Below are 12,616 nucleotides of genomic sequence, written 5' to 3'. Positions count from 1 at the left end.
GACGAGGAGGGTGCGGGCGCTACTCGGCCAGCGGCAGGTAGACGCGGTTGCCGCTCGCCGCGAACTCCTTCGACTTCTCCGCCATGCCCGCCTCGATCTCCTGCTGCGTCCCGCCGTGCTCGCGCCGGATGTCCTGGGAGATCTTCATCGAGCAGAACTTCGGACCGCACATCGAGCAGAAGTGCGCGGTCTTCGCGGGCTCGGCGGGCAGGGTCTCGTCGTGGAACTCGCGCGCCGTGTCCGGGTCGAGGGCCAGGTTGAACTGGTCCTCCCAGCGGAACTCGAACCGCGCGTCCGAGAGCGCGTCGTCCCACTCCTGCGCGCCCGGGTGTCCCTTGGCGAGGTCCGCCGCGTGCGCCGCGATCTTGTACGTGATGACGCCCGTCTTCACGTCGTCCTTGTTCGGCAGGCCCAGGTGCTCCTTGGGCGTGACGTAGCAGAGCATCGCCGTGCCCCACCAGGCGATCATCGCCGCGCCGATGCCGGAGGTGATGTGGTCGTACGCGGGCGCGACGTCCGTGGTCAGCGGGCCGAGCGTGTAGAACGGCGCCTCCTCGCAGATCTCCTGCTGGAGGTCGATGTTCTCCTTGATCTTGTGCATCGGGACGTGCCCGGGGCCCTCGATCATCGTCTGCACGTTGTGCCGCTTGGCGATCGTGTTGAGCTCGCCGAGCGTGCGCAGCTCCGCGAACTGCGCCTCGTCGTTGGCGTCCGCGATCGAGCCGGGGCGCAGTCCGTCGCCGAGCGAGTAGGTGACGTCGTACGCCGCCAGGATCTCGCAGAGCTCCTCGAAGTTCGTGTAGAGGAAGTTCTCCTTGTGGTGCGCCAGACACCAGGCGGCCATGATCGAGCCGCCGCGCGAGACGATGCCGGTCTTGCGGCGCGCGGTGAGCGGCACGTACGGCAGGAGCACGCCGGCGTGCACCGTCATGTAGTCCACGCCCTGCTCGGCCTGCTCGATGACCGTGTCCTTGTAGATCTCCCAGGTCAGGTCCTCGGCCCTGCCGTCGACCTTCTCCAGCGCCTGGTAGAGCGGCACGGTGCCGATCGGGACGGGGGAGTTGCGCAGCACCCACTCGCGGGTGGTGTGGATGTTGCGACCGGTGGAGAGGTCCATGACCGTGTCGGCGCCCCACTTGGTCGCCCAGGTCATCTTCTCCACCTCCTCTTCGATGGAGGAGGTGACGGCGGAGTTGCCGATGTTGGCGTTGACCTTCACCAGGAACCGCTTGCCGATGATCATCGGCTCGATCTCCGGGTGGTTCACGTTCGCCGGCAGCACCGCGCGGCCCGCGGCGATCTCCTCCCGTACGACCTCGGGGGAGACGTTCTCGCGGATCGCCACGTACTCCATCTCCGGGGTGATCTCGCCCCGGCGGGCGTACGCGAGCTGGGTCACGGCCTGGCCGTCGCGGCCGCGGCGCGGCAGACGGGGGCGGCCGGGGAAGACGGCGTCGAGGTTCTTGAGCCCACCGCCGCGCGGGGAGGTGTGCTTGATCCCGTCGTCCTCGGGGCGGGACGGGCGGCCCGCGTACTCCTCGGTGTCGCCGCGCGCGATGATCCAGTTCTCGCGCAGCGGCGGAAGGCCCCGGCGGACATCGGTGTCGATGGCGGGGTCGGTGTACGGGCCGGACGTGTCGTACAGCGTGACGTCCTTGCCGTTGGTGAGGTGCACCTGACGGACGGGCACCCGGAGGTCGGGGCGCGAACCCTGGACGTACCCCTTGTGCCAGCCGGGCGTGCGCTCCTGCCCGTCGGTCTGGTTCTGGTCGGAGGCAGGCGTGCGTGCATCCTGAATGGTCATGAGACCGATCTCCCTACGCCGGCATTACCCGGTAACAGGTTCGGCGGTCGGCGCAGCCTCCTCCCGTACGTGCGTACGGTGATCAGCGCCCTCTCAGCCCGGTGCTCCGAGCTCCCGCGTGTGCAAAGGTGTCACCACGCTAGCGCCCTCCCTGGCGTGCTGAACAGTGGGCCCCCGCCGTTCTTGCGATGATCGGTCGGTGACTTCCCCCCAGCAGACCCCCGAGCCCCACGGCCACGCCCACGGACCCGGACACGATTCCGGGCCCTCCCACGGGCACGGAGGCGGGGGGCACGGCCACGGCCACGGCCACGGCCACAGCCACGGCCACGGGCCCGCCGCCCCGGTCTCGCGGCATCTGCGCAAGGTCATCGCCGCGGTGCTGATCCCGTTCGCCACCGCCGTCGTGGTCGGCCTCGTGGTCCTGTGGCCCGGCGGCACCTCCGCGCACCAGCGCACCGGCGTCGGCTTCGACCGGCAGACCCAGCAGGGCGAGGTCGTCTCCGTCGACCACGTCGACTGCAAGGACGTGAACGCCGCCCAGGTCCCGCCGACCGGCGACACCTCGACCCCGGAGGGGCGCGAGGCGGTCAACGCCCAGCAGGGGCAGTGCGGGAAGGCGACGGTGGAGGTCACCACCGGGCCGGACCAGGGCCGTAGGTTCGTCGAGATCGTGCAGCCGGACGCACCTCGCCAACTGCACGAGGGCCAGGGAGTGGTGGTGGCCTACGCCCCCGACGCCCCGCACGACCTGCAGTACTCGGTGACCGACGTGAACCGGAAGGTCCCGCTCGCGGTGCTCGCCGGGATCTTCGCCCTGGTCGTCGTGCTCGTCGGCCGGATGCGGGGCGTGATGGCGCTGATCGCGCTCGGCGCGAGCTTCCTGGTGCTGACGCTCTTCATCCTGCCGGCGATCCTGGAGGGATCGAATCCGCTGGTCGTCGCGGTGGTCGGGTCGAGCGCGATCATGCTGATCGCGCTCTACATGTGTCATGGACTCTCGGCCCGCACCTCGGTCGCGGTGCTCGGCACACTGATCTCGCTGATGCTGATCGGGTTGCTCGGCTCGGTGTTCATCGACTGGGCGTCGCTCAGCGGCAACACCGACGACAACACCGGTCTGATCCACGGGCTGTACCCGGAGATCGACATGTCCGGCCTGCTCCTGGCCGGGATCATCATCGGATCGCTCGGTGTGCTCGACGACGTCACCGTCACCCAGACCTCGGCCGTCTGGGAACTGCACCAGGCCGACCCGGGCATGGGGCCGCGCGGCCTGTACCGGGCCGCCATCCGGATCGGCCGTGACCACATCGCCTCGGTCGTGAACACCCTGGTCCTGGCCTACGCGGGTGCCGCCCTGCCGCTGCTGCTGCTGTTCTCCATCGCCCAGAGCAGCATGGGGACGGTGGCCAACAGTGAGCTGGTCGCCGAGGAGATCGTCCGGACGCTGGTCGGTTCGATCGGTCTGGTGGCGTCCGTGCCGGTCACCACGGCGCTCGCGGCCCTGGTCGTGTCCGCCGACCGGCAGGCGCCCGGGGGTGGGAAGCCCGCGGCGGTACGGGGAGGGCGGCGCCGCCGCGCCAAGTGAGGCGTGCGCGCTGAAGGCTCGGGCCGGCCCGGCTCGGGGAGGGTCCGGCCCGAACGTCCCGCACGGGCGGGGCGGCTCGGTGGAGACGGCTCGGTGGAGACGGCTCGGGCAGGGCGGGTCAGGCGGGGCCGGCGTTCTCTTCGGCGAGGATCCGGCCCAGTGCCGCCTCCAGGTTGTCCTCGAAGTCGCCGAGTGTCCGTTCCTGACCGAGCGGAACCAGCTTGTCCGTTCGGTCGAGGAAGGCCACCAGTGGAGGCGCGCTGGCCCGGAAGAGCGCGCGATCGCCGCCCACCTGGAGCCGGATGGACACGTCCGAGAGCCCTTCCGGCTCGGTCGGAGCGATGTGCACGTCCCCGTCCCCGCTCGGCCGGTTGATCCCGTCGAGCAGCAGTTCCCTTCCGAACGCCCAGGTCACCGGTGCGTCTCCGGGGAGGTGGAAGGTCATCCGCACCGCGTAGGGATCCCGCGTCTCATATCGGAGTTCGACCGGGATCTTGAAGGAGAGCTCCTCGGAGACGAGGAAGCTCATCAGGACCTCGGCCTGAACCGACTCTCGCATCATGTACCCCGCAGTAGATGAAGCAGTTGTGTAAACACAGCTGCTGAAAGCTGTGACCGAAACGGCCAGGAATGATCCCCCGTGGCCCTCTTGACGCAATCGTGCTGTACGCACTAGCAGATCACAAGGAGTGATTTTTCAGATACTGATAGAGAACGCGAGGGAACTGAAGAGCCTTCCGATCTCCGTGCGTAGCCGCTCGACTGCTGGGAGCAACCGTTCTTCCTGGTGAAGGGGGAGGGAAATGGCCATCGCGGCCGCCGTGGAGCCCGCGGTGATGGGGATGGCGGCACAGACCGTGCCGAGCGCATATTCCTGACGCTCTACCAGGGGCTCCATTCGCCCCAAACCGCCCAAACGATCCAAAAGCACACGGCGGTTACGCACCGTGTACGGAGTGATGGCTTCCACCGGGTGGCGGTCAAGGTGGTCTTGACGAGATTTCAGATCGAGTTGACTCAGCAGGCATTGGCCGATCGCGTGAGCGTGCGCGGTCTCGCGGAAGTCGGCCCATTCCTCCACCGCGGGGGCGGAAGGGGTGTCGGCGACGGCGACGAGCTCGATCTCCCCCTCGCGGTAGAGGGCGAAGTAGATGGGCACGCCGATCTCGTCCCGCCAGTGGGCGAGGGAGTCTTCGATCTTGATGCGACGATTCTGCACATCTCCGCCGCCGACCAGTCGGACGGCGGCGTCGCCAAGGACGAACACACCCTTGTCGCGGACCAGATATCCCTCGTGCGTCAGGGTGCGGAGCAGGTGGTACGTGGTGGGGAGCGGAAGGCCCGTCTCCCGGGCGAGCTGTTTGGCCGGGGCTCCGTCCGCGTGGGAGGCCACGGCCTCCAGAAGTCTCAGCGCGCGCTGCACCGAGCCGATCAAGGTAGGCGCAGCCGTCTGCGAAGCCGTGGCCAAAGGTCACCCCCAGGCGTGACGACGGATGCATCGCACCCGCCCGCGGGGGCCGCCCCCGCGCGCCGCCGGGCCTGGAAACCGCTGGTCAGTACGGAGGTCTACGCCTGTAGTCCCCAACACGGCGGAGAGATTCCACTCTAGTGGCAGCCCCAGGGCCCATACCCTGATTCGACCAGCGCGTTCCCCCGCCCGGGCTAATGCCCTCGATCGGCTCCTACCGATCAGTAGCTTGTGCTACCAGTCCTCACGGGACCTGCCGGAGGAGCTGAACTTGCGGACGACGTAGATCAGTCCGGCGACGAGGGCCGCGAAGAGCAGCACCTTGAAGAGCAGTCCGACCACGAAGGCCAGGACGCTGGTGATCAGCCCGCCGAAGACGAACAGGGCGAGGAGGGGTATGGCGACCCACTTCACCCACCAGGGCATCCCCGCGAGAATCTCTCGTACGGCCATCGTCCCTACCTCGCTCTCGAAGATCCGCTCGACGCACTCCGCGTCGAACACCCTCAAGGCTAGAGGCGGGAGGAAGCCCGTGGGGGCCCTGCGGCCCCCGCTCTCCCCTGATCCGACCCCTAGGGGCTCGGGGTGCTCCGCCCCCAGACCCTCCGGGGGCGGCTGGGCCCGGCTCCGGCTCGTCCCTCCGGATCCCGCTCAGCCCTCCGGCGGCGAGAAGACCACCATGACCCGCAGGTCCTCGCTGATGTGGTGGAAGCGGTGCTCCACGCCGGCCGGCACGTAGACCACGCTGCCGCGCGCCACCTGGGTCGTCTCCGTCCCGACGGTGATCGCCGCCCGGCCGCTGACCACGAAGTACACCTCGTCCTGGCCGTGCGGCTGCTGCGGATCGAGCTCCCCGGCGTCCAGGGCGTACAGGCCCACCGACATGTTCCGCTCACGCAGGAACTGGAGGTACGCGCCCTTGTTCGCGGCGCGCTCCGCCTCCAGTTCGTCCAGACGGAATGCCTTCATCGCCTGCTCGCCCCTGCCCTCGGCCCGATCACGTCTGCCACGATCAGACACATGATGAATTTCGTAGTCAAGACGCTCGCGAACGCGGGCGCCCTGGGAGTCGCCATCTGGCTCCTCCAGGACATCACCCTCACCGGTGAGAGCACCGGCAAGAAGGCCCTGACCCTCATTCTCGTCGCTCTTGTCTTCGGGCTGGTGAACGTCCTGGTCAAGCCGATCGTCCAGCTGCTGACGCTTCCGCTCTTCATCCTGACACTCGGCCTGATCACCCTGGTCGTCAACGCCCTGATGCTGCTGCTCACGTCGTGGCTGGCCGAGCAGTTCGACCTCAGCTTCCACGTCGAGGGCTTCTGGACCGCGGTCCTGGGCGGCCTGATCATCTCCGTCGTCTCGTGGGCACTGAACGTCGTGCTCCCCGACGGCGACTGAGTGGGGACCATGACCTACCGCGTCTGCTTCGTCTGCACGGGCAACATCTGCCGCTCGCCGATGGCCGAGCACGTCTTCCGCCGCCGGATCGAGGAGGCCGGCCTCGGCGGTCTGGTGGAGATCGACAGCGCGGGCACCGGGGGCTGGCACGAGGGCGACGCGGCCGACCCGCGCACGGTCGCCGTGCTCGACGAGAACGGATACACCTCCGCGCACACCGCCCGGCGGTTCCGTTCCTCGTGGTTCGCCTCCCTCGACCTGGTGATCGCCCTCGACGAAGGGCACCTCCGGGAGCTCCGGGAGCTCGCCCGCACCCCGGAGGAAGCGGCGAGAATACGCCTGCTGCGCTCCTACGACCCGGCCGCCGGGCCCGGCCTCGACGTCCCCGACCCCTACTGGGGAGGACACGAGGAGTTCGAGGAGTGCCTGGAGATGGTGGAGGCCGCGAGCGAGGGACTGCTCGAGGCCGTACGCACGGAACTGGAAGGACGGACACCGTGAAGGACGACGAACTCGGCGACGGCACACGGGCGGTACGGGCGGGACTGCCCGAGCCCGTGAAGTACGAGCCGACCCTGCCGGGGCCGGTCTTCGCGGCGCACTTCCATCTGCCGGGCGAGCCGACCGGCCCGTACACCTACGGCCGCGACGAGAACCCCACGTGGACCCATCTGGAGCGGGCGATCGGTGAGCTGGAGGCACCAGGGGAGGAGGACGTCGAGACGCTGGTCTTCGCCTCCGGGATGGCCGCGATCTCCGCCGTCCTGTTCTCCCAGCTCAAGGCCGGAGACGCGGTGGTGCTGCCGTCCGACGGCTACCAGGCCCTGCCCCTGCTGCACGAGCAGCTGCGGGCGTACGGCATCGAGGTCCGCACCGCCCCGACCGGCGGCGACGCCCAGCTGTCCGTACTGGACGGGGCCCGGCTGCTGTGGATCGAGAGCCCGTCCAACCCCGGTCTCGACGTCTGCGACATCCGCCGGCTGGTGCGGGAGGCGCACGCGGCCGGGGCGCTCGTCGCCGTCGACAACACCCTCGCCACCCCGCTCGGGCAGCGCCCGCTGGACCTGGGCGCGGACTTCTCGGTCGCCAGCGACACCAAGGGCATGACCGGGCACGGCGACATCCTGCTCGGCCATGTGAGCTGCCGGGATGCCCGGCTCGCGGCGGACGTGCGGCGCTGGCGCAAGATCGTCGGTGCCATCCCCGGCCCCATGGAGGCCTGGCTCGCCCACCGGTCGCTCGCCACGCTCCAGCTGCGGATCGACCGGCAGTGCTCCACCGCGATGACCCTGGCGCGGACGCTCGCCGGGCGCGCGGACGTGACCGGACTGCGCTACCCCGGACTGCCCGGCGACCCCTCGCACGCGGTGGCCGCCCGGCAGATGCGGCGCTTCGGTCCTGTGGTCTCCTTCGAGCTCGCGGACCGGAAGCGGGCCGAGCGGTTCCTCGAGGAGCTGCGGCTCGTCGACGACGCCACCAGCTTCGGTGGTGTGCGCTCCACGGCGGAGCGGCGCGGGCGCTGGGGCGGCGACGCGGTCGCGGAGGGCTTCATCCGTTTCTCGGTCGGGGCCGAGGACCCGGAGGATCTGATCGCCGACGTGCTGCGCGCCCTGGACGAGGCGGGGAGCACGGGCTGACGCGGTCGGCCGCACGGAACGAGGGTGCTCCGAGCCTCCCCCCTCGTGGCTCGGAACATCCCCGGCTCCACGCGCGGAGACCGCCTGAACAAGGCTAGTTGACTGTGCGTCAGTGTCCAATCACGGTAGCGACAGCGACCTATCGACTTATTTATAGTTGGACGGTCCTGAGGCGCAGTCAGCCGACCGCCTGAGTCGAACGGCCGCACGGCCGGGAGGGGGCGGACATGGATCTGGCCCTGCTGCGCACGTTCGTCACGGTGCACCGGGCCGGCTCCTTCACCCGAGCCGCCGCACTCCTGGGCCTCTCGCAGCCCGCCGTCACCAGCCAGATCAGGACACTGGAACGCCAGCTGGGACGGCCGCTCTTCCTCCGCCGGGCGCGCGGAGTCACCCCCACCACCATGGGCGACGAGCTCGCCCATCGCGCCGCGCCCCATCTGGACGCCCTCGTGGAGATCGCCGAGACCGGCCTCGACCAGGAGAGCGGGGTCCGCACCCTCCACCTCGCCGGGCCACCGGAGTTCACCGCGCTCCGCGCGCTGCCCGCCCTGACGCCGCTCGTCGGCGAGGGGCTCGCCGTGCGGGCCTCCTTCCTCACCCACACGGAGGAGATCCTCGACGGGCTCGCCGCGGGCCATCACGATCTGGCCATCACCACCGCCCGCCCTCGGGGCGGCCTGCTCGTCTCCACCCCGCTCTGCGACGAGGAGCACGTCCTGGTCGCGGCCCCGCGCTGGGCCGCCCGGCTCTCCCCCGAGGTGCTCCTGAGCAAGGGGGCGGTGGTGCTGGAGCAGCTGCCGGTGGTCGAGGTCCACGAGTCGCTGCCCTTCGTCTCCCGCTACTGGGCGAGCGTCTTCGAGAGCAAACCGGCGGACGCCGCGACCGTCATCGCCCCCGACCTGCGGGCCGTCCGGGACTCCGCCGCCTCCGGCGCGGGGCTCGCCGTCCTGCCGCGCTACCTGTGCGAGGACGCCCTGCGCCGAGGACGGCTCGTGGCGCTGCTCGACCCCCCTGTTCCTCCACTCCGCACCTACTTCCTGGTGGCGCGTACGGGGAGCCTCGCGCCGGCCCCCCTCGCGCGGGCCCACGAGGAGCTGCTGCGGGCCGCCGGGAGCTGGTGAGTTTCAGGACACCCCGAACGGGCCATTTTCTTCCCATGACCGAACGGCCCGTGATCAAGCGCACCGCACGCGCCATCCTGCTCGACGGGGACGACCTGATCCTCATCAAGCGGACCAAGCCCGGAGTGGATCCCTACTGGGTCACGCCCGGCGGCGGCGTGGAGCCCTCCGACGCCACCGTCGTCGAAGCCCTGCACCGGGAGGTGCTCGAAGAGCTCGGCGCCAAGATCACCGACGTCGTGCCCTGCTTCGTCGACACCGTCGAGCACATCGTCGACGGCGGAGTCTCCGGAGTGAAGGTCCAGCACTTCTTCGTGTGCCGGCTCGGCTCCATGGACCCCTCCCTGCGCCACGGCCCGGAGATCGAGGAACCGGTCGGCGAGTACGAGATCGTCCGGGTGCCCTTCAGCCGGGTCGGCATCGCCGCCGTGCACCTCGTCCCGCTCTCCCTGCGCCACTACCTCGACGGGAACATCGAGGGCGTCCGCGCGATGCACGCTCCCGACCTGGGCTAGGGGTGACGCGAGGGACCGGTCCTACGCCGCGAGCCCGGCGTGATCCGAAAGAGACGGCCTAGCTCGCCGTCGCGGGGGCGAGTTCCGCGAGGAAGTCGTGGCGGATGCGGTCCGAGGGGACCCCGGCCCCGCGCAGCGCGTCGACGCCCCGGCGGACCATGGCGAGCGGACCCGAGAGATAGGCGTCGCGTTCGTCCCAGGGCCCGTAGCGGCAGACGGCGTCCGGGAGCCTTCCCTGCTCCTCGGTGACCGGGTGGACGGAGAGCCACGGGAAGGTCTTCTGAAGCCGCAGCATCGTGTCGATGTCGTAGAGGTCGTGGCCGCTGCGCGCCCCGTAGAAGACGTCGACGGGCCGCCGGTCCCCGTGCTCGGCGACGTCCTCGACCAGTGCCTTGATCGGCGCGATCCCGGTGCCGCCGCCCATGCAGAGCAGGCCGGTGTCCGTGGAGTGGTCGACCGTCATGGAGCCGGCCGGCGGACCGAGCCGCAGCACGTCGCCGGGGCGCGCCCGGTGGACCAGCGCGTTGGACACCCAACCGGCCGGGACGGCCTTGATGTGGAGGGACAGCAGCCCGTCGGGCCGGGGTGCCGAGGCGAAGGAGTAGTGACGCCATATCCGGGGCCACCACGGGGTCTCCAGCGTCGTGTACTGCCCGGCGAGGAACGGGTACGGCTGGTCGGGGCGGAGCGTGACGACGGCGATGTCCGGGGTGCGCAGGTCATGGGAGACCACCTCCGCATGCCACCAGGCGGGCGCGGTCCTCTCGTCGTCCGCCGCCGCGTCGATCATGATCTGGGAGATCGTCGTGTAGGTGCGGACCCAGGCCGCCTCGGTCTCCTCGTCCCAGGTCTTCTCCGCGTACCGCACGAGGGCGCCGATGAGCGCCTCGCCGACGGCCGGGTAGTGCTCGGAGCGGGTGCCGTACTTTCGGTGCCCCCTGCCGAGGTTCTCCAGGTATGCGGTGAGCACCGGCGCGTCGTCCATGTGCTCGGCCGCCGTCAGGAGGGCCTTCAGGAGCCGGTCCCGCTGGGTGTCCATCGCCGCGGGGAACATCTCGCGCAGTTCGGGGTGCCCGACGAACAGCAGGGCGTAGAAGTACGAGGTCACACGGTCGGCGACCGGTGCGATCTCCGCGAGGGTGCGCCGTACGAGCACCGCGTCGGCGGAGGGTCCCTCGTCTATTCGGGGTTCCTTCCGGTCCGCCGCCGGGGGCTCCCGCTCATCCGTCGTGGTGCTCGGAGCATCCATCATGTGCCTCGCCTCGCGCTGGCCGGCTTGCGTGGTCGCAGCATGGCGCTTCCGACCGGCGCAGCGGACGGAAAGCGGTGTTCTCGGGCCAAAGGCCCGGGTTTCTGGCTAGGCTGCGCTGTTTCGGACCAGCGCGTAGGCCTCGCGCAGGTCCCCGCCGGAGTAGCTGTGGCGGGAGAGCCCTGCGAGATGGTGGTCCGCGTTCACGGCCACGGTCTCCGGCACGATCGCGAAGAGCTCGGCGTCCGACATCGAGTCCCCGTACGCCACGCAGTCGTCCGGGTCCACGCCGTACCCCGCGCAGAGCTCCCGCGCGATCCGCACCTTCGCGTGCGCGTCGAGAATGCCGGGCCGGTGGACCGGCTCGGAGAACGGGACCGCCGGCCAGAGCGAACCGTGCGTCGTGTCGACGCCCCAGTCGAGAAGCCGCTCGACGAAGAAGTCGGGCGAGAGGGAGATGACCGCGCAGCGGTCACCCCGGGCCCGGATGTCCGCCCAGACCTCGCGGATGCCCGCCAGCCAGGGCGCCCCCTCGAAGGCCGCCGCGACCTGCTCGGGAGTGAGCGCCGACCACAGTTCCCTGGCCCGGACCGCGAACTCGTCCGGCGTCATTCCCCGCAGGAATCCCTCCTCCAGGGCGGCGATCTCCTTCACCAGACCGAGTTGCCGGGAGATCTCCACCGCGGCGGCCGAGCCCCGGATGAGAGTGCCGTCGAGGTCGAAGAGATGCAGGCGTCGCGTTCGGGGTTTCACGTGAAACATCGTCCGTGCACCGGACGAAGGAATCAACGGCTCCTCGGGGACCGGCCGGTCGGGCCGACTGATCCCCGGGGAGTCCCGGCCGACGGGGGTCGGCCGGATCCCGTAAAGCGGTGGACGGGAGATCAGCGCGTCGGACAGCCTGGCAGGCATGCCGATCTCCCCCGCCCCGCTCACGCAGCTCCCGGTCCGATGCCTCACCTCGGGGGACCTCCTCGCCTGCGCCGACCTCTCCGAGAACCGGGGATGGCCTCGCGAGGAACACAAGTGGGGGCTGCTGCTCGCCGCCGGTACCGGCCATGGCATCGGCGATCCCGACGGTCCGGGACTCGCCGCCTGCTCCGTGGTCACCTCGTACGGGCCGGAGCTCGCCGCGATCGGCATGGTGCTCGTCGCCGAGCGGTACGCGCGCCAGGGCCTGGGACGCCGTCTCATGGAGCACGTCCTGGCAGAGGCCGGGGACACCCCGCTCACCCTGCACGCCACCCCGAACGGACAGCCCCTGTACGAGCAGCTCGGGTTCACCGAGACGAGTCGGGCGGACATGGTGCGCGGGCACTTCACCTTCAGCGTGCCCGCCCCCGACGTCCCGGTCCGCCCGGCGACGGCGGAGGACCTCCCGGCGATCCTGCGCCTGGACAACGAGGTCTTCGGCCTCGACCGCACGCACCTCATCACCCGGCTCCCCGCGTTCGCGGACCATCTCCGGGTCGCGGAGGAGGACGGTGAGATCACCGGCTTCGGGGCGGCCTGGCCCAACATGGAGACGCATGTCGTCGGCCCGCTGATCGCGCGGGACCCGGGCACCGCGCAGGCCCTGATCGCCTCCTTGGCGTCCGCCACCGACCGGCCCCTGCGCACCGACATCGACGTGCGCCACTCGTCCCTGCTCAGCTGGGTCGGGGAGAACGGCCTCGACACGGTCGCGACCAACTCGGTGATGATCCGCTCCCTGCCCGACCTGCCCGGCGACTGGCGCCGCCGCTTCGCTCCCCTGACGGTCGCCGCCGGGTAATTTTACTTGCAGACGCGCATTATTGCGCCGCTTCGTCTACCCTGGAGCAGAGCCTT

General features: G+C 70.3%; 14 protein-coding genes and 1 riboswitch. Of the genes, 7 read left to right on the top strand and 7 right to left on the bottom strand.

Annotated elements, in window-relative coordinates:
- Window positions 1–19: 19 nt before the first annotated feature.
- Window positions 20–1,804 carry a phosphomethylpyrimidine synthase ThiC gene (thiC, locus tag ACFV2S_RS12405; RefSeq protein ID WP_385556890.1) on the bottom strand — a complete coding sequence of 595 codons (1,785 nt, stop codon included), beginning with the start codon at window positions 1,802–1,804 and terminating at the stop codon, window positions 20–22.
- Window positions 1,798–1,932: riboswitch (TPP riboswitch) on the bottom strand. It overlaps the preceding gene by 7 nt.
- A gap of 71 nt (window positions 1,933–2,003) precedes the next feature.
- Between thiC and ACFV2S_RS12400 the strand changes: the two genes are divergently transcribed.
- The gene (locus ACFV2S_RS12400) at window positions 2,004–3,395 is read left to right on the top strand and encodes a YibE/F family protein (RefSeq protein ID WP_385556887.1); all 1,392 of its coding nucleotides are present in this window, start codon (window positions 2,004–2,006) and stop codon (window positions 3,393–3,395) included.
- A 118-nt stretch (window positions 3,396–3,513) separates the two neighbouring features.
- On the opposite strand, the gene ACFV2S_RS12395 is transcribed toward ACFV2S_RS12400, so the two are convergent.
- From ACFV2S_RS12395 to ACFV2S_RS12380, 4 genes are all read right to left on the bottom strand, one after another.
- On the bottom strand, window positions 3,514–3,954 hold the full coding sequence (locus ACFV2S_RS12395) for an SsgA family sporulation/cell division regulator (protein WP_329856313.1): 441 nt from the start codon (window positions 3,952–3,954) through the stop codon (window positions 3,514–3,516).
- A gap of 138 nt (window positions 3,955–4,092) precedes the next feature.
- Complete coding sequence (locus ACFV2S_RS12390; protein WP_385556885.1) at window positions 4,093–4,863, bottom strand: IclR family transcriptional regulator; 771 nt, start codon at window positions 4,861–4,863, stop codon at window positions 4,093–4,095.
- 234 nt (window positions 4,864–5,097) lie between these two features.
- The gene (locus ACFV2S_RS12385) at window positions 5,098–5,316 is read right to left on the bottom strand and encodes a DUF5326 family protein (protein ID WP_382857987.1); all 219 of its coding nucleotides are present in this window, start codon (window positions 5,314–5,316) and stop codon (window positions 5,098–5,100) included.
- A gap of 198 nt (window positions 5,317–5,514) precedes the next feature.
- Window positions 5,515–5,832 (bottom strand): cupin domain-containing protein, encoded by a 318-nt coding sequence (locus ACFV2S_RS12380; protein WP_366037105.1) that lies wholly within the window; start codon window positions 5,830–5,832, stop codon window positions 5,515–5,517.
- 51 nt (window positions 5,833–5,883) lie between these two features.
- On the opposite strand from ACFV2S_RS12380, the gene ACFV2S_RS12375 reads away from it, so the two are divergent.
- The 5 genes from ACFV2S_RS12375 (at window position 5,884) to ACFV2S_RS12355 (ending at window position 9,537) form a co-directional block, all read left to right on the top strand.
- A complete protein-coding gene (locus tag ACFV2S_RS12375; protein ID WP_385556881.1) occupies window positions 5,884–6,261 on the top strand; it encodes a phage holin family protein in 378 nt (125 codons plus the stop codon).
- Between the two features lie 9 nt (window positions 6,262–6,270).
- Window positions 6,271–6,762 carry a low molecular weight protein-tyrosine-phosphatase gene (locus ACFV2S_RS12370; protein WP_385556878.1) on the top strand — a complete coding sequence of 164 codons (492 nt, stop codon included), beginning with the start codon at window positions 6,271–6,273 and terminating at the stop codon, window positions 6,760–6,762.
- Complete coding sequence (locus ACFV2S_RS12365; protein WP_385556875.1) at window positions 6,759–7,898, top strand: cystathionine gamma-lyase; 1,140 nt, start codon at window positions 6,759–6,761, stop codon at window positions 7,896–7,898. The genes ACFV2S_RS12370 and ACFV2S_RS12365 overlap by 4 nt, the downstream gene beginning before the upstream one ends.
- A gap of 227 nt (window positions 7,899–8,125) precedes the next feature.
- A complete protein-coding gene (locus tag ACFV2S_RS12360) occupies window positions 8,126–9,022 on the top strand; it encodes a LysR family transcriptional regulator (protein ID WP_385556872.1) in 897 nt (298 codons plus the stop codon).
- 35 nt (window positions 9,023–9,057) lie between these two features.
- Window positions 9,058–9,537 carry an NUDIX domain-containing protein gene (locus ACFV2S_RS12355; protein WP_385556869.1) on the top strand — a complete coding sequence of 160 codons (480 nt, stop codon included), beginning with the start codon at window positions 9,058–9,060 and terminating at the stop codon, window positions 9,535–9,537.
- A 58-nt stretch (window positions 9,538–9,595) separates the two neighbouring features.
- Here ACFV2S_RS12355 and ACFV2S_RS12350 read toward each other — a convergent pair whose 3' ends face one another.
- Window positions 9,596–10,789, bottom strand: coding sequence for a globin domain-containing protein (locus tag ACFV2S_RS12350; protein WP_385556866.1), 1,194 nt, complete (start codon window positions 10,787–10,789; stop codon window positions 9,596–9,598).
- A 105-nt stretch (window positions 10,790–10,894) separates the two neighbouring features.
- Window positions 10,895–11,548: an HAD family hydrolase gene (locus tag ACFV2S_RS12345; RefSeq protein WP_385556863.1), complete on the bottom strand. Its 654-nt coding sequence runs from the start codon at window positions 11,546–11,548 to the stop codon at window positions 10,895–10,897.
- 148 nt (window positions 11,549–11,696) lie between these two features.
- Here ACFV2S_RS12345 and ACFV2S_RS12340 point away from each other — a divergent pair, with 148 nt between their 5' ends.
- The gene (locus ACFV2S_RS12340; RefSeq protein ID WP_385556860.1) at window positions 11,697–12,560 is read left to right on the top strand and encodes a GNAT family N-acetyltransferase; all 864 of its coding nucleotides are present in this window, start codon (window positions 11,697–11,699) and stop codon (window positions 12,558–12,560) included.
- The last annotated feature ends 56 nt before the right edge of the window (window positions 12,561–12,616 follow it).

This window comes from Streptomyces sp. NPDC059695 (genome assembly GCF_042733785.1).
Taxonomy (GTDB): domain Bacteria; phylum Actinomycetota; class Actinomycetes; order Streptomycetales; family Streptomycetaceae; genus Streptomyces.
Note: the sequence above shows the minus strand (reverse complement) of the source record. Positions and strands in the feature narration are given on the sequence as shown.

Bases quoted from the DNA above. Each gene is read 5' to 3' on its own strand.
- thiC (WP_385556890.1), bottom strand. From the start codon at position 1,804: ATGACCATTCAGGATGCACGCACGCCTGCCTCCGACCAGAACCAGACC.
- ACFV2S_RS12395 (WP_329856313.1), bottom strand. From the start codon at position 3,954: ATGCGAGAGTCGGTTCAGGCCGAGGTCCTGATGAGCTTCCTCGTCTCC.
- ACFV2S_RS12385 (WP_382857987.1), bottom strand. From the start codon at position 5,316: ATGGCCGTACGAGAGATTCTCGCGGGGATGCCCTGGTGGGTGAAGTGG.
- ACFV2S_RS12380 (WP_366037105.1), bottom strand. From the start codon at position 5,832: ATGAAGGCATTCCGTCTGGACGAACTGGAGGCGGAGCGCGCCGCGAAC.
- ACFV2S_RS12375 (WP_385556881.1), top strand. From the start codon at position 5,884: ATGATGAATTTCGTAGTCAAGACGCTCGCGAACGCGGGCGCCCTGGGA.
- ACFV2S_RS12370 (WP_385556878.1), top strand. From the start codon at position 6,271: ATGACCTACCGCGTCTGCTTCGTCTGCACGGGCAACATCTGCCGCTCG.
- ACFV2S_RS12360 (WP_385556872.1), top strand. From the start codon at position 8,126: ATGGATCTGGCCCTGCTGCGCACGTTCGTCACGGTGCACCGGGCCGGC.
- ACFV2S_RS12355 (WP_385556869.1), top strand. From the start codon at position 9,058: ATGACCGAACGGCCCGTGATCAAGCGCACCGCACGCGCCATCCTGCTC.
- ACFV2S_RS12350 (WP_385556866.1), bottom strand. From the start codon at position 10,789: ATGATGGATGCTCCGAGCACCACGACGGATGAGCGGGAGCCCCCGGCG.
- ACFV2S_RS12345 (WP_385556863.1), bottom strand. From the start codon at position 11,548: ATGTTTCACGTGAAACCCCGAACGCGACGCCTGCATCTCTTCGACCTC.
- ACFV2S_RS12340 (WP_385556860.1), top strand. From the start codon at position 11,697: ATGCCGATCTCCCCCGCCCCGCTCACGCAGCTCCCGGTCCGATGCCTC.